The sequence below is a fragment of the Pseudomonas sp. BN102 genome (assembly GCF_029871245.1).
Lineage (GTDB): Bacteria > Pseudomonadota > Gammaproteobacteria > Pseudomonadales > Pseudomonadaceae > Metapseudomonas.
On sequence record NZ_SSON01000050.1, the window covers coordinates 25,779 to 43,081 of the forward strand.

Annotated in this window: 15 protein-coding genes and 1 pseudogene; 9 read left to right on the forward strand and 7 right to left on the reverse strand. The window is 65.1% G+C overall.

The features are described from left to right. Positions 1-23: 23 nt before the first annotated feature. The 5 genes from paaE (at position 24) to paaZ (ending at position 6,603) form a co-directional block, all read left to right on the forward strand. Positions 24-1,100, forward strand: coding sequence for a 1,2-phenylacetyl-CoA epoxidase subunit PaaE (gene paaE, locus E8F12_RS09990; protein ID WP_280325086.1), 1,077 nt, complete (start codon positions 24-26; stop codon positions 1,098-1,100). A 152-nt stretch (positions 1,101-1,252) separates the two neighbouring features. After that, positions 1,253-1,561 carry a DUF485 domain-containing protein gene (locus tag E8F12_RS09995; RefSeq protein WP_280325087.1) on the forward strand — a complete coding sequence of 103 codons (309 nt, stop codon included), beginning with the start codon at positions 1,253-1,255 and terminating at the stop codon, positions 1,559-1,561. Then, complete coding sequence (locus E8F12_RS10000; RefSeq protein ID WP_280325088.1) at positions 1,558-3,204, forward strand: cation acetate symporter; 1,647 nt, start codon at positions 1,558-1,560, stop codon at positions 3,202-3,204. Before E8F12_RS09995 ends, E8F12_RS10000 begins: the two co-directional genes overlap by 4 nt. A gap of 33 nt (positions 3,205-3,237) precedes the next feature. Next, on the forward strand, positions 3,238-4,473 hold the full coding sequence (locus E8F12_RS10005) for an OprD family porin (RefSeq protein ID WP_280325089.1): 1,236 nt from the start codon (positions 3,238-3,240) through the stop codon (positions 4,471-4,473). Between the two features lie 69 nt (positions 4,474-4,542). Then, a complete protein-coding gene (paaZ, locus tag E8F12_RS10010; RefSeq protein WP_280325090.1) occupies positions 4,543-6,603 on the forward strand; it encodes a phenylacetic acid degradation bifunctional protein PaaZ in 2,061 nt (686 codons plus the stop codon). A gap of 222 nt (positions 6,604-6,825) precedes the next feature. Here paaZ and E8F12_RS10015 read toward each other — a convergent pair whose 3' ends face one another. Further along, positions 6,826-7,185, reverse strand: a complete 360-nt coding sequence (locus E8F12_RS10015) for a hypothetical protein (RefSeq protein ID WP_280325091.1) — start codon at positions 7,183-7,185, stop codon at positions 6,826-6,828. Between the two features lie 222 nt (positions 7,186-7,407). Between E8F12_RS10015 and E8F12_RS10020 the strand changes: the two genes are divergently transcribed. The 4 genes and pseudogenes from E8F12_RS10020 to E8F12_RS10035 all read left to right on the forward strand — a co-directional run bounded on the left by E8F12_RS10020 (position 7,408) and on the right by E8F12_RS10035 (position 10,850). After that, positions 7,408-7,662 carry a helix-turn-helix domain-containing protein gene (locus tag E8F12_RS10020; protein WP_280325092.1) on the forward strand — a complete coding sequence of 85 codons (255 nt, stop codon included), beginning with the start codon at positions 7,408-7,410 and terminating at the stop codon, positions 7,660-7,662. A gap of 206 nt (positions 7,663-7,868) precedes the next feature. Further along, entirely contained in the window at positions 7,869-9,194 is a 1,326-nt protein-coding gene (locus E8F12_RS10025; RefSeq protein ID WP_280325093.1) for a hypothetical protein, read from the forward strand. A gap of 49 nt (positions 9,195-9,243) precedes the next feature. Continuing rightward, a pseudogene (locus E8F12_RS10030) lies at positions 9,244-9,441 on the forward strand (hypothetical protein); the annotation flags it as partial. Between the two features lie 179 nt (positions 9,442-9,620). Next, positions 9,621-10,850, forward strand: coding sequence for a DUF3422 domain-containing protein (locus E8F12_RS10035; protein ID WP_280325094.1), 1,230 nt, complete (start codon positions 9,621-9,623; stop codon positions 10,848-10,850). 365 nt (positions 10,851-11,215) lie between these two features. On the opposite strand, the gene E8F12_RS10040 is transcribed toward E8F12_RS10035, so the two are convergent. From E8F12_RS10040 to E8F12_RS10065, 6 genes are all read right to left on the reverse strand, one after another. Further along, positions 11,216-11,926: a lipoate--protein ligase family protein gene (locus E8F12_RS10040; protein ID WP_280325095.1), complete on the reverse strand. Its 711-nt coding sequence runs from the start codon at positions 11,924-11,926 to the stop codon at positions 11,216-11,218. Positions 11,927-12,181: 255 nt separating this feature from the next. Then, a complete protein-coding gene (locus E8F12_RS10045; RefSeq protein WP_280325158.1) occupies positions 12,182-13,339 on the reverse strand; it encodes a MalM family protein in 1,158 nt (385 codons plus the stop codon). A gap of 2 nt (positions 13,340-13,341) precedes the next feature. Beyond that, positions 13,342-14,934 carry an outer membrane protein transport protein gene (locus tag E8F12_RS10050; RefSeq protein WP_280325096.1) on the reverse strand — a complete coding sequence of 531 codons (1,593 nt, stop codon included), beginning with the start codon at positions 14,932-14,934 and terminating at the stop codon, positions 13,342-13,344. An 18-nt stretch (positions 14,935-14,952) separates the two neighbouring features. Further along, positions 14,953-15,927: a transporter gene (locus tag E8F12_RS10055; protein WP_280325159.1), complete on the reverse strand. Its 975-nt coding sequence runs from the start codon at positions 15,925-15,927 to the stop codon at positions 14,953-14,955. Between the two features lie 67 nt (positions 15,928-15,994). Then, positions 15,995-16,756, reverse strand: coding sequence for a C39 family peptidase (locus E8F12_RS10060; protein ID WP_280325097.1), 762 nt, complete (start codon positions 16,754-16,756; stop codon positions 15,995-15,997). A gap of 86 nt (positions 16,757-16,842) precedes the next feature. Continuing rightward, complete coding sequence (locus tag E8F12_RS10065) at positions 16,843-17,295, reverse strand: DUF6160 family protein (RefSeq protein ID WP_280325098.1); 453 nt, start codon at positions 17,293-17,295, stop codon at positions 16,843-16,845. Positions 17,296-17,303 lie beyond the last annotated feature (8 nt).

The window sequence follows — 17,303 nt, forward strand, 5'->3', positions numbered from 1 at the left end:
GCTTGCCACCGGAGACGACGACAATGAGCAAATTCCATAGCCTGACGATCAAGGAAGTGCGCCCGGAAACCCGTGACGCGGTGTCCATCGCCTTCGACATTCCCGCTGATCTCGCCGACAGCTTCCGCTTCACCCAGGGCCAGCACCTGGTGATGCGCACCCAGTTGGACGGCGAGGAAGTGCGCCGCTCCTATTCCATCTGCACCGGCGTCAACGACGGCGAACTGCGCGTGGCGATCAAGCGCGTGGCCGGCGGCCGTTTCTCCGCCTATGCCAACGACAGCCTGAAGGCCGGCCAGAGCCTCGAAGTCATGCCGCCGTCCGGCCACTTCTTCGTGGAGCTGGATGCCGCGCGCCACGGCAACTACCTGGCTGTGGCCGCCGGCAGCGGCATCACGCCGATCCTGTCGATCATCAAGACCACCCTGGAAGCCGAGCCCCACAGCAGCGTCACCCTGCTCTACGGCAACCGTTCCAGCGGCTCGGCGCTGTTCCGCGAGCAGCTGGAAGACCTGAAGAACCGCTACCTGCAGCGCCTCAACCTGATCTTCGTGTTCAGCCGCGAACAGCAGGACGTGGACCTCTACAACGGCCGTATCGACGCCGACAAGTGCGGCCAGCTGTTCTCCCGCTGGATCGATGTGAAGTCCCTGGACGCCGCCTTCATCTGCGGCCCCCAGGCCATGACCGAGACCGTACGTGACCAGTTGAAAGCCAACGGCATGGCCGCCGAGCGCATCCACTTCGAGCTGTTCGCCGCCGCCGGCAGCGCCCAGAAGCGCGAAGCCCGCGAGGCCGCCCGTGAAACCGACAGCGCCGTGAGCCAGGTCACCGTGATCAGCGATGGCCGCGAACTGTCCTTCGAGCTGCCGCGCAACAGCCAGAGCGTGCTCGACGCCGGCAACGCCCAGGGCCTCGAGCTGCCCTACTCCTGCAAGGCCGGCGTCTGCTCCACCTGCAAATGCAAGGTGATCGAAGGCGAGGTGGAGATGGACAGCAACTTCGCCCTGGAGGACTACGAAGTGGCCGCCGGGTACGTGCTGTCCTGCCAGACCTTCCCCATCAGCGAAAAAGTGGTCCTCGATTTCGACCAGCTCTAAGCAAAACCCGTAGGAGCAAGCTTGCTCGCGAAGCTGTTTGACAGACCCCGTTCGCCAGCAAGCTGGCTCCTACAAAAACCAGAGCAACACCCGGGCCTTGCCGTCGGCCCCTTGAAGCACCGCCTCGACAATCACAAAAAGAGAGAGCAACCATGACCCCGCAAGACCTCGATCGCATCCGGCAACACCCGGACTTCATCCAGCTGGTCCGGCGCAAGCAGCGCCTGACCTGGTCCCTGACCCTGGCCATGCTGGTGATCTACTACGGCTTCGTGCTGCTGGTGGCCTTCGCCCCCGGCGTGCTCGGCCAGACCCTGAACGGTGGTGTCACCAGCGTCGGCATGCTGGTGGGCGTGGTCATCGTCCTGCTTTCCTTCGCCCTGACCGGCCTCTACGTGCAACGCACCAACGCCGTGCTCGACCCGCTGAATGACAAACTGAAGCAGGAGTGCGGCCAATGAAGACCCTGCGCAATCTGCTCCTCGCCGCCGGCCTGCTGGCCGCCGAAAACGCCCTGGCCGCCGACGCCGCCGCGCGCCCGCTGAACTGGAACGCCATCGGCATGTTCCTGCTGTTCGTACTCTTCACCCTCGGCATCACCCGCTGGGCCGCCCTGCGCACCCGCTCGGCCGCCGACTTCTACACCGCCGGCGGCGGCCTCACCGGCTTCCAGAACGGCCTGGCTATCGCCGGCGACATGATCAGCGCGGCCTCCTTCCTCGGCATCTCCGCGATGATGTTCATGAACGGCTACGACGGCCTGCTCTACGCCCTGGGCGTGCTCGCCGGCTGGCCGATCATCCTGTTCCTGATCGCCGAACGCCTGCGCAACCTCGGCAAGTACACCTTCGCCGACGTGGTCTCCTATCGCCTGGAACAGAGCCCGATCCGCATCACCGCGGCCTTCGGCACCCTGACCGTGGCGCTGATGTACCTGGTGGCGCAGATGGTCGGCGCCGGCAAGCTGATCGAGCTGCTGTTCGGCCTCTCCTACTTCCAGGCCGTCATGCTGGTGGGCGCGCTGATGGTCTGCTACGTGACCTTCGGCGGCATGCTGGCCACCACCTGGGTGCAGATCATCAAGGCGATCCTGCTGCTGTCCGGCACCACCTTCATGGCCTTCATGGTGCTCAAGCATTTCGGCTTCAGCACCGAAGCCATGTTCGTCGCCGCCACCTCGGTGCATGCCAAGGGCACCGCCATCATGGCGCCTGGCGGCCTGCTGTCGAACCCCATCGATGCGATTTCCCTGGGGCTGGGCATGATGTTCGGCACCGCCGGCCTGCCGCACATCCTGATGCGCTTCTTCACCGTCAGCAACGCCAAGGAAGCGCGCAAGAGCGTGTTCTACGCCACCGGTTTCATCGGCTACTTCTACCTGCTGCTGATCGTGGTCGGCTTCGGTTCCATCGTCATGGTCGGCACCAACCCGGACTTCCGCGACGCGGCCGGCGCCATCATCGGCGGCGGCAACATGGTCGCCGTGCACCTGTCCCACGCCGTGGGCGGCAGCCTGTTCCTCGGCTTCATCTCCGCCGTGGCCTTCGCCACCATCCTCGCCGTGGTCGCGGGCCTGGCACTCTCCGGCGCTTCGGCGGTGTCCCACGACCTCTATGCCTGCGTGATCCGCAAGGGAAAGGCGACCGAGCGCGAGGAAATGCGCGTGTCGCGCATCGCCACCCTCGGCATCGGCGTGCTGGCGGTGATCCTCGGCCTGCTGTTCGAGTCGCAGAACATCGCCTTCCTCTCCGGCCTGGTGCTGGCCATCGCCGCCTCGGTCAACTTCCCGGTGCTGTTCCTCTCCATGTTCTGGAAAGGCCTGACCACCCGGGGCGCCGTGGCCGGCAGCGTGATGGGCCTGCTCTCGGCCATCGTCCTGCTGGTGCTGAGCCCGGCGGTCTGGGTCAACGTGCTGCACCACGACAAGGCGCTCTTCCCCTACTCCAACCCGGCGCTGTTCTCCATGGGCCTGGCCTTCTTCAGTGCCTGGCTGTTCTCGGTGACCGACGCCTCCGAGCGTGCCAAGGAAGAACGCGGCCGCTACCTGGCGCAGTTCATTCGCTCCATGACCGGCATCGGCGCAGCCGCTGCCAGCCGCCACTGAGCCCAGACGAACCGGATGATGGATACAAGAACAATGACCCACAGCCGTACCTGCGCGCCGCTCCTTGCGGCGCTCACCCTGCCCTTCGCCACCTCGGCCCTGGCGGGTTTCATCGAAGACAGCAAGGGCAGCCTGGAGCTGCGCAACCACTACATCAACCGCGACTTCCGCCAGGACGGAGCGCCCCAGTCCAAGGCCGAGGAATGGGGCCAGGGCTTTACCGCGCGGATCGAGTCCGGCTTCACCGAAGGCACGGTCGGCGTCGGCCTGGACGCCATCGGCGAGCTGGGCGTGAAGCTCGACTCCAGCCGCGACCGTCGCGGCACCGGCCTGCTGCCCTTCGGCCCCACCAGCAAGGAGCCGGTGGACGACTACAGCGAGCTGGGCGTGACCGCCAAGCTGCGCGCGTCGAAGAGCGTGCTGCGCCTCGGCACCCTGCAGCCGCTGCTGCCAGTGGCCACCTACAACGACACCCGGCTGCTCTCCTCCACCTTCCAGGGCGGCATGCTGACCAGCCAGGAACTGGACGGCCTGACCTTCAACGGCGGCCGCCTGACGCGGACCAACCTGCGCGACTCCTCCGGCCGCGACGATATCGGCCTGGGCGCCGCCACCAGCGATGCCTTCGACTTCGCCGGTGGCACCTACGCGATCAACCCGCAACTGGCGCTCAGTTACTACTACGGCACGCTGGACGAGATCTACCGCCAGCAGTTCGCCGGGCTGCTGCACACGCTGCCGCTGCCTGGCGGCTTCAGCCTGAAGAGCGACGTCCGCTACTTCGATAGCCGCGGCGACGGCGTGGAGCGCGCCGGCAAGATCGACAACCGCAACTTCAACGGCATGTTCAGCCTGACCAAGGGGCCGCACCGCGTCAGCGCGGCCTGGCAGCAGCTATCGGGCGACAGCGCCTTCCCCTTCCTCAATGGCGGCGACCCCTACGTGGTCAACCTGGTGACCTTCAACACCTTCACCCGCGCCGAAGAGGACTCCTGGCAACTGCGCTACGACTACGACTTCGCTGCCCTCGGCATCCCCGGCCTGACCTTCATGACCCGCTATGTCGACGGCCGTAACGTCAAGACCGCGACCGGCGACGACGGCGAGGAATGGGAGCGCGACAGCGACCTCGCCTACGTGATCCAGAGCGGCACCCTCAAGGGCCTGAGCCTGCGCTGGCGCAACGTCACCTTCCGTTCCGGCAATGGCCTGACCACCGACCTCGACGAGAACCGCCTCATCCTCGGCTACACCCTGGCCCTCTGGTAAGGCAGACGAAACCACAGGCCGGCCGTCGCGAAGGCGGCGCCGGCCCCAACCCTTCACGGAGAAATCCTCATGAACAATGCCCTCACGCTGCAAAGCTTCATCGGCGGTCGCTGGATCGGCCAGCAAGGCGCCCAGGCACTGCGCAGCGCCATCGACGGCAGCCCCCTCTTCCGCGCCCACGAGGAAGCCCTGGACTTCTCCGAAGCGGTCGAACACGGCCGCAAACGTGGCATCGCCAGCCTCATGGCCCTGGACTTCCAGCAGCGTGCGGCGCGCCTCAAGGCCCTGGCGCTCTACCTGAACGAGCACAAGGAGCAGCTCTACACCCTGTCCCGCCACAGCGGCGCCACCCGCGCCGACAGCTGGATCGACATCGAAGGCGGCAGCAGCACCCTGTTCAGCTACGCCGGCCTCGGCGCCCGCGAACTGCCGTCCGGCAACATCGTCCATGAAGGCCCGGCCATGCCGCTGGGCAAGCAGGGCACCTTCGCCGGCACCCATATCCTGGTGCCGCGCGGAGGCCTGGCGGTGCACATCAACGCCTTCAACTTCCCCATCTGGGGAATGCTGGAGAAGTTCGCCCCGAGCTTCCTCGCCGGCATGCCCTGCATCGTCAAACCGGCCACCGCCACCAGCTACCTGACCGAGGCCGCCGTGCGCCTGATGCACGAATCCGGCCTGCTACCCGAGGGCAGCCTGCAGCTGATCATCGGCGGCACCGGCGACCTGCTGGACCGCCTGCAGGGCCAGGACGTGGTGACCTTCACCGGCTCCGCCGACACCGCCGCCAAGCTTCGGGTGAACGCCAATCTGGTGCGCAACTCCATCCCCTTCAATGCCGAGGCGGACTCGCTGAACTGCGCCATCCTCGCCCCGGAAATCACGCCGGACGATCCGGAGTTCGACCTCTTCGTCAAGGAAGTCGCCCGCGAGATGACAGTCAAGGCCGGGCAGAAGTGCACCGCCATCCGCCGTGCCATCGTCCCGGCGAAACACATCGACGCCGTGGCCGAGCGCCTGCGCGAGCGCCTCTCCAAGGTGGTGGTCGGTGATCCGGCCGTAGAAGGCGTGAAGATGGGCGCCCTGGCTTCCCACGCCCAGCAGGCCGACGTGGCCGAGCGCCTCGACGCCCTGCTGGCGAGCAGCGAGCTGCTGTTCGGCGCCCGCGACGGTTTCGCCCCACGCGGCGAAGGCGTCAACGAAGGCGCCTTCTTCGCCCCCACCCTGCTGCGTGCCCGCGACCCGCATGCCGAGGGCGGCGCCCACGATATCGAGGCCTTCGGCCCGGTCAGCACCCTGATGGCCTACGACGACATCGACGAAGCCATCGCCCTGGCCGCCCGTGGCAAGGGCAGCCTGGTAGCCAGCCTGGTCACCAAGGACCCGCAGGTGGCCGCCCGCGTGGTGCCGCAAGCCGCCGCCCTGCACGGCCGTCTGCACATCCTGGATCGCGAATCCGCCGCCGAATCCACTGGCCACGGCTCGCCGCTGCCGGTGCTCAAGCACGGCGGCCCCGGCCGCGCCGGTGGTGGCGAAGAGCTGGGTGGCCTGCGCGCCGTGAAGCACTACCTGCAGCGCGCCGCCGTGCAGGGTTCGCCCACCATGCTGGCCGCGGTGACCCGCGAGCACGTGCGCGGCGCCAAGGTGATCGAGACCGAGGTACACCCGTTCCGCCGCTACTTCGACGAGCTGCAGATCGGCGAATCCCTGCTGACCCACCGTCGCACCGTCACCGAGGCCGACATCGTCAACTTCGGTTGCCTGTCGGGCGACCACTTCTACATGCACTTCGATGAGCAGGCCGCCCGCGACTCGCAGTTTGGCAAGCGCATCGCCCACGGCTACTTCGTGCTCTCGGCCGCCGCCGGCCTGTTCGTTTCCCCGGGCGTCGGCCCGGTACTGGCCAACTACGGCCTGGACACCCTGCGCTTCATCACCCCGGTGGGCATCGGCGACACCATCCAGGCGCGCCTGACCTGCAAGCGCAAGATCGACCAGGGCAAGAAGAGCCCGAAGGGCGAGCCGCAAGGCGTGGTGGCGTGGGACGTGGAAGTCACCAACCAGCACGGCGAACTGGTGGCCAGCTACGACATCCTCACCCTGGTGCTGAAACGCCCGGAAACCGTGTGAACCGAGTCGCTGCGTGAGTTTTCGACCGGCCCTTGGGCCGGTCTTTTTTTGCCTCGCGGCACGGCGGCACTCACCCCAGGCTCCCGTAGGTTGGCGCTGAGCACAGCGAAGCCCAACAAACCCGAGCGCACGAGCCATGGTCGTTGGGCTTCGCTGCGCTCTGCCCAACCTACGAAGTAGGCGCCCAATCCATGGGGGCGCCCGGAGGCAACTTCATCCCGGCTACGGTCGCCGCAGAAACCTCAAGCTGCGAAGGTCCCCCAGCAACCGTCTCAGAAAAGCTGGCTGGTACTGCTTGAATGCCCTTTCAACATCCGCGAAGTCCATATCCCGCTCCGCTTCCTGCGGACCGAACCAGTAACGGCTTTTGAGGCCGAAGGGCTCCCAAACCACGCAGCCCTTACCCCTGAATTGAAAGGAAACCAGGTATTTCGCGGAGCCGGAGGGATTCCGGCGCAATACCTCCGACACACCGTCGACCCGCGCCAGGGTGGAAACAACGTCCGTAACCGAGATGTAGGCATTCTCTATCTCGAAGGCATAGGTCGTGTCGGCCTCATTCTTGATTGGGAATGTACGCATGCGCTGAGAATCCTTCGCCCGAAGTACCGCCGTTAAGATTGCCCGCTCCACCAGTATTGAACCTCCGCGCCTGACCGGCACGCCGCTTATCACCCCCTCCTCCCCGCCGTAACGTCGCCTTGCCTGGCAGCCATGCCGGTGGGTGCACCCAACAACAAGAAAAGGCGAGGAAACAAATATGCTCAAACAAGGCGTTCTCGGCTGGCCAGACCGCTGTCCATCATGGAGCTCTGCCAGGTCCTCAACACCAGCCATCGCACCCTGCAGTACTGCTTCCGACAGATCTGCCAGGCCACGCCGATGCAGTTTTTCCTCTCGCTGCGCCTGGCCGAGGCAAGACGGCGCCTGAAGCTCGCCCCGCAGCAGAGCATCACCACCCTGGCGCTCGACCTCGGCTTCGCCAGTTCCAGCCACTTCTCCTCGCTGTACAAACGGCTGTATGCCGAACAGCCCTCGCTGATCAACCGCCGCAGCTAGGCCGGAACGCTAGGGTTCCAACCGCACCTTCCTTCTCCCTCCGAAAGCCCTGGAACCCGCCAGCACGCCGGGCTTTCCGCACCCCGCGAATCTGGCACGCAGCATCAAGGCGTTGGCAAGCAGGCACAAGGCCAGCTGCCTGCAACTCCTTAGTATCCGGACGCAGAAACGCTCCGCAGCCAATACCTACAAGAAGGAAGCCACGCATGCTCCGGTCCCCGCTGTTTCGTCTTTCCACCCTCGCGCTACTGATCGGCGCCACCGCGCAGGTCGGTGCCTTCGAGCTTTACGCCGATGACGACACCCATCTGAACGCTGACCTGGAGGCCGTGTTCGGCTTCTTCCACAGCGAGGAGAACTACGCCATCACCGGTTCCAAGAGCGAGGGCTCGTCGTCCTGGCGCGAGGGCTACGCCAAGTACGGCATCAGCTTCGACCAGGGCCTGGCGGGTGCCGGCACCGGCTACGGCAAGTTCAACCTGCTCAGCTCCGGCACCTGGGGCGATGGCGACGCGGCGGGCTTCACCGACGGTTCCGAGCGCACCACCAAGATCGAGGACGCCTACCTCGGCTGGCGCTCCGGCAGTCTGGTCGAGGCCCTGGGCGAAGATGGCGTGGACGTCTCCTTCGGCCGGCAGAACGTCATGATCGGCGACGGTTTCCTCATCAACGGCGACGCCCTGAACCTCGGCAAGGGCCTCGCCGACGGCGAATTCAACCGTGGCGGCGCCTACTGGCTGGCCGCGCGCAAGGCGTTCGACCAGACCGCCGTGCTGCGCCTGGGTGGCAAGGACGGCCTGCGCGGCGACCTGATGTGGCTGAAGTCCGACAACCGCGCCCAGGCCAAGCCCGAGCTGCTGGTGGGCAACCTGGAGCACGTCTCCGAGGCCGGCACCCTGGGCCTGACCGCCATCGACATTCGCGACATCGACGAAGAGTTCGCCTCGCCCTTCCAGGCCGAGCGCGACGGCATGAAGACCTACAGCGTGCGCGGCCAGGGCAATGCCGGCGTGGAGAACCTGTTCCTCTCCGGCGAATACGCCTGGCAGGACAAGAAGGACGTCGACGACGAGAACGCCTGGTACCTGGAAGCCGGCTGGACCTTTGCCGACGTGGCCTGGAGCCCGAACCTCAGCTACCGCTACAGCCGCTTCTCGGAAGGTTTCGACCCGCTGTTCACCGGTTTCAGCCGTGGCTACGGCACCTGGTTCCAAGGTGAGGTGGCGGCCAACTACGCCGGCCCCTTCAACACCAATACCCAGGTCCACCACGTCGCCTTCAAGGTCTCGCCGCTGGAGAACCTCAGCGTCGGCGCGCTCTGGTTCGACTTCAACACCCTGGACCGCGACCTCGGCAACTTCGATGGCCGCGAGCTGGACCTCTACGCCGAATGGGCGGTGAGCGACCACCTGATCGTCATGCCTGTGGTCGGCCTCTACCAGCCGGACAGGAGCGCGGACGAAGGCGGCACCCAGATCGGTGGCGACGACAGCAACCTCTATAGCCAGCTGGTGTTCGTCAGCATGTTCTAACCCTGCCCGGGGCGGCGCCGACCAGTCGGCGCTGATCGCCCGCCAGACCAGCGAAATGAATTTGCAGATTGCCAGTGCCGCCGAGGAGCAAAGCAGCGTCGCAGAAGAGATCAATCGAAATGTCGAGGCCATCCGCGACGTCACCGGGTCGCTCTCCGGCCAGGCCGAGCAGTCGGCCCGGGCCAGTCGCCAACTCAATGAGCTGGCCAACCATCAGCAAGGGCTGATGCAGCAGTTTCGCGTCTGAGACCCACAAGGTCTCGTCGTGTCCAAGGGCAGCCTCGCTGCCACTCCCCGTCGCCACCGATCTGAAGGGTTACCCGCCCCGACTGATCGGTGGCACCCCAGCCTTCCGCCACAAAGGTGTGACCGACGCCCGGGCAGGCCGCGTCATCCAGAAAAACCTCCCTGTTCGCAGAAGCCTCCATGCATACACTTCGCAAAGCCCTGCACAACGAGCTTCACTCGCGCCCGTCGATCTATTTCCGCGATCCGGCCCACGTCTACCACTTCGCCTTCGCCGATACCGAAGACGTCTGCGATGCCCTGGTCGATCGCCTCAACCAGGCCGCCGATGCGCCCCTGGCCACCAACGGCTCCCAGGGTCTGTTACGCCTTGGCGAGAACACCCTGAAATGGGAACGCCATACCGAGTTCTTCACCCTCACCCTGGTGGTGCCACGCAATGCCGGCGGCGAATACTGGCCGCCTCTGCCCCCCGCGCTGGAAAGCCTGGTGACCGACCATCGCCATCTGCTGATCAACGCCGACCAGGTGCTGGTGGAATCCGAAGCGGACTGGACCGGTGACCCCAGCGCCTATGGCTTCAAGGACCCTTCAGGCTCCAACCTGGGCGGTGGCGATGCCGCCGCCTGGTCGGACTTCCGCCTGACCGAGGAAGGGGTGAACCGCATCCTCCTGGTCAACCGCCGGCTCAATGCGTACCGCCTCGGCCGGATGATCCGTCGCCTGCTGGAGATCGAGACCTACCGGATGATGGCCTCCCTCACCCTGCCGGTGGCCCAGGCGGTGAGCGTGCAACTGAAGGACTACGACAAGGAACTGACCCAGCTTTCCGACCGCAATGCCGAGGGCAAGAGCAGCGCCAAGGCAGTCTCGGCCGATATCGCCGCGCTTTCTGCGCGCATCGTGCGCAGCACCGCTCGCACCCGGCAGCGTTTCAGCGCCACCGAGGCCTATGCGCAGATCGTCTTCGAACGCATCAACGAGTTGCGCGAATCCCATGTTGGCGACTGCCAGCGCCTAGGTGTGTTCATCGAACGGCGCTTCCGTCCCACCGTGCGTTACTGCGCCGCCACCGACCAGCGCCTGGTGCGTCTGGGCCAGAGCGTCGCCAACCTGGGCGACCTGCTGCAGGCGCGGGTGCAGGTGGAAGTGGAGGAGCAGAACTCCGAGATCCTGCGCAGCCTGAATGCCCGCGCCGACACCCAGATCAAGATCCAGAAGGCGGTGGAAGGCCTGTCCATCATCGCCATCAGCTACTACCTGCTGAGCCTGTTCAAGCTGTTCTACGGTGGCCTGCACACCCTCGGGCTGGATGTCTCGGCGAAGACCGCGATCCTGGTGATGACGCCTGTGGTGGTGCTGATTCTTGGCGGGATCTTCCTGCGCATCAGGAAGGCGAAGCGGCATTGATCGCGCTTTTCCTGTGGGGGCGATTTCAATCGCTGAGCAGGTCGCAGACCTGCCTTGATCACAGGGGCAGCTTCGCTGCCCATAGCGAATGAATTCGCCCCCACAAGTTTCCTGCGCCCGCAATTCGACAAATCCCAGGCAAAAAAAGACCCGGCAAAGTGCCGGGTCAATAACCGTGATTAGCCTGATGAGGAGATAATCTGATGAGTCCGAAATCTGGGCTTGTCAGCTTATCCAGCTGGCCGCGAGGCCAGTGATTTGAATAATAACGATTCTCATTTCTTAGTCAAGCGCGATTTTGCAGATTCTGAGAAATCAATGGCATTCGCCTGTCGCTCAACCTCACCTGCTCTCCTCCAGCCCACTCAATCCAGCGTCATCCCCGCCTCGGCCAGAGTGCGGCGATAGCACTCGTACAATGAGTCCACGCGACTCCAGACCTGCCCCGCGCATTCATCCAAGGCGATATGGCTGCTGGCGCGGCAGCGGGCCTCCAGGCCGCAGCCCTGATAGAAGGCGTTCACCACCTCGACCATGGGCTCGCGCTGGTTCTCCATCAGCACCGCGGCGTGGGCCAGCACCACGTGCCGGCTGTCCGCGCGGCGGCGCCGCCAGCGCTGGGCGGTGCCCACCAGCTTGCGCGCCTCCAGGTTGACGTTGTAGCGACCATCGCAGAAGGCGCCGTCTACCTCGCCCAGCCCACCTTCCAGGTCCAGGTCGGCGAGCCAGTTGAGCATGGGCTGGCAAAGACGCAGGTAGGCGGTTTCGATGCGGGTCAGTTCCCCTTCGTGGGGAGGCAAGGCATAAGCCAGGGCCACGTTGAGCACCGCGGGTGACTGGGGCACGGGCTCGCCGCCGCTGTCTCGCAGCGCAATCGGCCAGCCGAGGGCCACGCATTCGGCTTCGGCGGCGGCGAAACCGGCCAGCCGGCTCATCCGCTGCGGCATCACCAGTGCCGCCTCGGTAGGCCGCCAGAGCAGCAGCCCGCATTCCAATTCGCCCTGCTGGACGCGGTCCAGCAAGTGGCGCTCCGCGTCCAGGCCTTCGATCACGGCGAAGCGTGAAATCTGCTGCATGAGTGCTCTCCAGTTCCGTCAAATTTACAGCGGCTTGCAATCGAAAAGGCTTTGCGGCGCCGGCGATACCCGATACCCAGAAGGCCACGTTCCCTCGACGACAACCATCGGCGCTCCTTCCTAACATGGTCCGCCGCCGCCGGCGTCCTGCCCTTCCTGCTGGGCGAGCGTAGCAGCCTGGCAGACCGAGAGTTTACCCATCGGACTGTCAGGGGGCGGCTTCGCCGCCCTTGGCAAATGAATTCGCCCCTACACCTACTTCACGATGGCCAGCTCGAAGGAACCCTGGTCGGCGTGCTCGTGCACCTGCATGCCCGACTCGCTCAGGGCCAGGTCCTGCAGGGGGCGTTTGAAGGGCTTGTTGTCCAGGGTCTGCAGGCTGCGGTCCTCGTTGGTGGTGAGCAGCAGCACATAGCGTTCGCCCTGGTTGGCGCGGACCTGCACCGTGCCTTCGATATAGGCGTAGCGATACCAGGTTTCGCCGTGCAGTTGGTAGACGGCGTCGCTCACCAGGCGGGTCGGGCGCTTGGCGTCGTCGAGGAACAGCAGCGAGGGATAAACCACCTGGCGGTTGGCGAAGCTGCGAATGCGCAAGCCGTAGCTATGCTGCGAGCGCGGCAGCTTGAGGGCGCTGTAGTAACTCCGGCCCATGGGGAAATCGAAGCTGGGGGACAGGTTGTTCAACTCCTCGAAGCGCGGCTCCTCGGCCGAGACCTCAGTGAAGGCGTCGTCCGCCAGTTGGCCGCAGCAGCGGTCCACCAGGCTCTGGTAGAGGGCCTCGCCACGCTCCTCGCTGCCTTCGAGCAAAGCCTTCATGGCGGCGCTGGGTTGGCCGTCCAGGGAAGGCAGCAGTGCGGCCTTGCGCTTGAACTCCAGTTCGCGGCTCTCGGTGTAGGCGATGGGGCCCGGTCCTTGAGCGTCGCTGCCCTGCTCCCGGCCACGCGCCGGCACCGGTGAGTTGTGGGTGCGGCCCTGTTCATCGACCCAGGTGAAATAGGCCGGCCCCTGTTCCGGTCGGGAATAGCCGCGCCCTTCCAGCACGTCGGCGTCTATGTACTCGGCCGAACGCTGGCCATTGGGCAGGACGAAATCGCGCTGGCCCGACTCCACCTGGCCGGCGGCGTAGAAGCTGTTCTGCAGGTTGCCGCTGGCGTCCACCCAGGTGAAGTAGCGCCGCTTGCTCTCGCCACTGGTTTGGCTGCCGGGCCAGCGGGTGCCGTCGTCATCCTGCAGGCGCGCCTGGTCGCTCTGCGCGATGCGCTTGGCGGCCTGGCGCTGCTGCTCGCTGTAGCGGCCGTCGACGAAGGTGTTGTGTACCCGGCCCTGGTCGTCGATCCAGGTCAGGTAGCGACCGCTGGTGGCCTGGGCGGCGCCGGTAAGGGTCAGGGCGATGAGCAGGATGGGCGCTTTCATCATCAGAAGGTCGTCTGGTAGGTCAGGGCGAGGATGTAGGCCTTCACCGAGGTCTCGACGTTCTGGCCCGCGTAGGGGTTGTAGACCAGGTTGTCGATGCCGGTGCAGTTGAGGTTGCAGCTGCTGTCGGCCTTGGTGCTCTGCCTGGAGGTGAAGTAGTTGAAGCCGATGTCGATGTTGGTGTCCTTGTCCCAGCGGTAACCGAGACCCAGGCCGTAGAGGTGGGCATCGCCTATGGGCGCGAGCACATCGGCCTTGTCGTCGGGGATGGCCGAGGGGCGCCATTCGTAGCCGGCGCGCAGGGCCAGCCGGTCGTTCCACTGGTACTGCACGCCCAGGGCCCAACTCCAGGTATCGCGGTAGCCACGGTCGAGGATGATGCTGGTATCGGTGGCCTTGCCGCCACCGAAGGTCTTGGCGATGCGCAGCAGGTCCAGCTCGCGGTCGAACTCGATCTCGAACTCGTTCCAGTCGCTGTAGCCGCTCCACTTCAGGTCGACGTTGACCTGCCAGCGTTCGGAAGGCTTGAGCTTGATGCCGGTGGAGAAGTTGTCCGGATAGGTCATGTCGAGGGAGGCGTTGCCAGATTCTTCGTCGACATTGCCGTAAGGGAATATCGGGCTCAGCACCTGGCCGAACAACGAGGATTGCAGGCCGGACCAGAAGCCCTGCCATTGCTGGCTGTAGTCGACCCGGTACTTGCCCTGCAGGTGCATGCGCGCCTCGCTCTGGTAGGTGGCGCCCCAGGCGAACCAGTCGGTGGGCTCCCAGAGCACGCCGATGTTGTAGGTAGGCGACAGCGACTGCTGCAGGTCGAGATCCATATTGGCGAGGCTGTCGAAGGGGCCGATCTTGCCGCCGCAGACGTTGATCAGGCCGGACACTACTTCGCCCATCCCCGGCAGGCAGAGGAACTCGTTGAATAGCCGGGTCAGGCCGGTGAGGAAGCCCGGGTTGCGGAAGTCCTGGTTGAGCGCCATGGCCTGGTGGGAGAAACCGATCGACAGGCCCAGCGCCAGCTCGTCGTTCATCTGGTAGCCCACCGAGGGCGAGAAGTAGGTGATGCGCTGCAGGGCCACTTCACGTCCCTGGTAACGCGCCGGGTCGCTGTCCGAGTCCCGCGAGTAGCCCAGGGCCATGGGCGCGTAGACGTTGGTGGCGAAGGTGAACTTGGAGCCCGGCGGGTTGATCGAGAGCCCGGCCAGCGGCGCGAAGAGCACCGGCACCTCGGTCATGCCGCCCATGCCGGGCAGGTACATGGCCGGGGTCATGGTGCGGCTGCTGGAGTTCTTCACCGGATCGTCGTCGTAGCCGAGGAAGCCGTAGTCCTCCGGCGCCTCGAATCGGGCGCGGATATCCATCACCCCGGTGAGGAGCTTCACCGTGCTCTGGCGACCCTTGAGCTTGGTCAGGGCGGCCGGGTTGTAGTGCACGGCGTCGATCCCGGAGGAATCTGCCGTGACGGCGTTGGCCATTGCCATGGCCTTGGGGTTGCCGATGGTCAGGTCGTTGGCCAGTTGCGCCTGGGCCAGGCCCGCCCAGCACAAGCCGACCCCGGCAATCGCCCGCGCAAGCGGCGACAGTTGCATGCTCATGAGGTACTCGCTCGCCGGTTACTGGGCCTTGAGGCCCTTGATGTCGAGAGGCACGGAGAGCCCCAGGAGTACGTCCGGTGAATCCTCGGTCATGCCGAAGCCGGCGTTGACGTTGACGATGTAGTCAGGCGACGTCCGCAGGCCGAGGGAGAAGTTCATGATCGAACTGGTCTGTTCGGTGCCCTCCAGGTTGTCGTTCTCGAACCTGTAGGTAGGCGCCATGCTGTAGGCCATCTGGTAGGAGGTGGCCAGGGACACGTCGTAGGACAGCGCGTAAGCGAAGCCCATGCTGAAGTTGATCGTGTCGCCCGGCTCCACGTCTTCCAGGATGCGCCCGCCGCGCATCTGGTGGATGTCGTGCACCGGCATGTTGTAGGTGTACCCGACCGAGCCGAACAGCACGACCGGGTCGATCACGTAGGACATGTTGGCGCCGACGCCCAGGCTGTAATAGCCGCTGCCGGTGGACAGGTCATTCTCGGAGTTGATGTCGTACGGGCTCTCGCCGGTGGGCAGACCGAGGGTGGCGAAGAGCGTGGTGACCGGGCGCCCGCGGGTGGAGGACCAGGGCTGCCAGCGCAGGGAGGCGGAGATGTCGCCGAGGCTGTAGACGTTGAGGTCGCGCTCGGTGTCGTACTTGGCGACGAAGGGCAGGCGCACGCTGAAGGTCAGGTTGTCCCACACCCCGTAGTCGAAGGTGAAGGAGTTGGTGAAGGTGTGCTGGGCCTCACTTTGGCTGAGCACGCTGTAGACGTTGCTGCCGGTGCGGAAGGTCTCGATCTGGGTGTCGCGCACCTGCGAGTAGTCGAAGCCGTAGGTGAGCGTGCGCTCGCCCTTCTTCAGCAGCGTGTAGCTCTTCTCCGATGCCTGGAAGACTTCCTCCAACGCCTTGGCGCTGTCGGCGTCGTCCTCCTTCTTGCTCAGCGCGTCACGCGCGTCTTCCACCGAGGCTTCCTCGGCTTGCAGCGGCAGACTGGTACAGAGCACCAGCATGGCCAGCCATGCGTATTCCCTTGGTCCCATGGTGCTATCCCCAGGCCTTTCTTGTTATGTGCGGGTGTCACTTGCGGCGGATGTAGCGGATATCGCCCCCCGAGCCGAGTTCATCGATTTCGTTCTCGGTGAATTTGGTGATCTGCGGAAATGTCTGGAACGCCAGCAGGCTGACGGTGCGATCGTCCACCAGGCGCAGGTCGCGCTCGGTCAGGGCCATGGCGTTCTGTGGTTCGTTGCCCGAAGGGAAGATCACGAAGAGGACGTTCTGGTCCCAGATTTCCCCGAAACGGGCACGGGTGAAACTGATGTTGCCAAGGGCGGGGTCGGCGACGAACACATGGTCGTTGTAGACATCGCGCACCACCACGAAATGTTTGAAGCCGCCATAGTGGATCGGAACGATGGCCGGGTGCTCCAGGGCGTCGAGGTCGCCGAACTCGGCACGGAAGCCGCCGCTCTTGTAGCCCAGGGCACTGACGAAGCGCTTCATGTCGAGCAGCGAGAAACCACGGCGCTCGACGATCTTGTCGGCCTCGCCGTAACGCAGCAGGCCTTCCATCACCTGGCGCTCTTCCAGGTTGCGGCCCAGGTAGTAGTCCAGCATCGTGGTCAGCGCGGCGGAGCCACAGCTGTAGTCATAGGCCTGGCGGATGACGTTGCGGAATTGCAACTGGCTCATGGGCTCGACCACCGCCGTTTCGCGATAGGGCCCGTTGGGTGAAAGCGGCTGGCTGATATTCACCGCGCCTTGCGGCTGCGGCTTGGTATCCACCGCCTGGGTGAAGCCGAACAGACCCAGCAAACTGCCAACCAGGATTTCGATCATTGCCGTTCCGACTACAGGGCTTGCGGGGAAAGACCCCGTCGGCAGGAGCCGACGAGGTTTTCCGGGTTACAGGATGAACGCGGCTATCAGTGGCCCCAGACCTTGATGGTGGAACCGGACATGTTCATGTTGTTGACGGCCAGGGAACCGATGCTGGCGGCGCTCGCGTCGCCGACGCGGATGGCGCCGACGGCGAGCTGGCCGGTGATGGCCGGCAAACTGATCTGCAGCTTGTCGTTGCCGCCGGCGCCACCGTCGATGACGTCGATCTTCAGCGGGTCGCTGTCGAGGATGTCGAAGCCGGTGAAGGAAATGGTTTCCAGGCGCAAGGTGCCGGAGGTGGTGGTGCCACCGGTGGTTTCGGAGTCGGTGTAGACCACGCTGCCGATGCTGCCGTTGAAGCTGCCGGAGATGCTGATGCCGTCCTGGCCGGTCACACCGGACAGCGCGGAATCGTCCATGGCCCGAAGGTCGGCCTGGGCCATGAAGGGAGCAGCGAGTACAGCAGCAGCCAGAGCCAGTTGTTTGAAGCTTTTCATATTTTTCT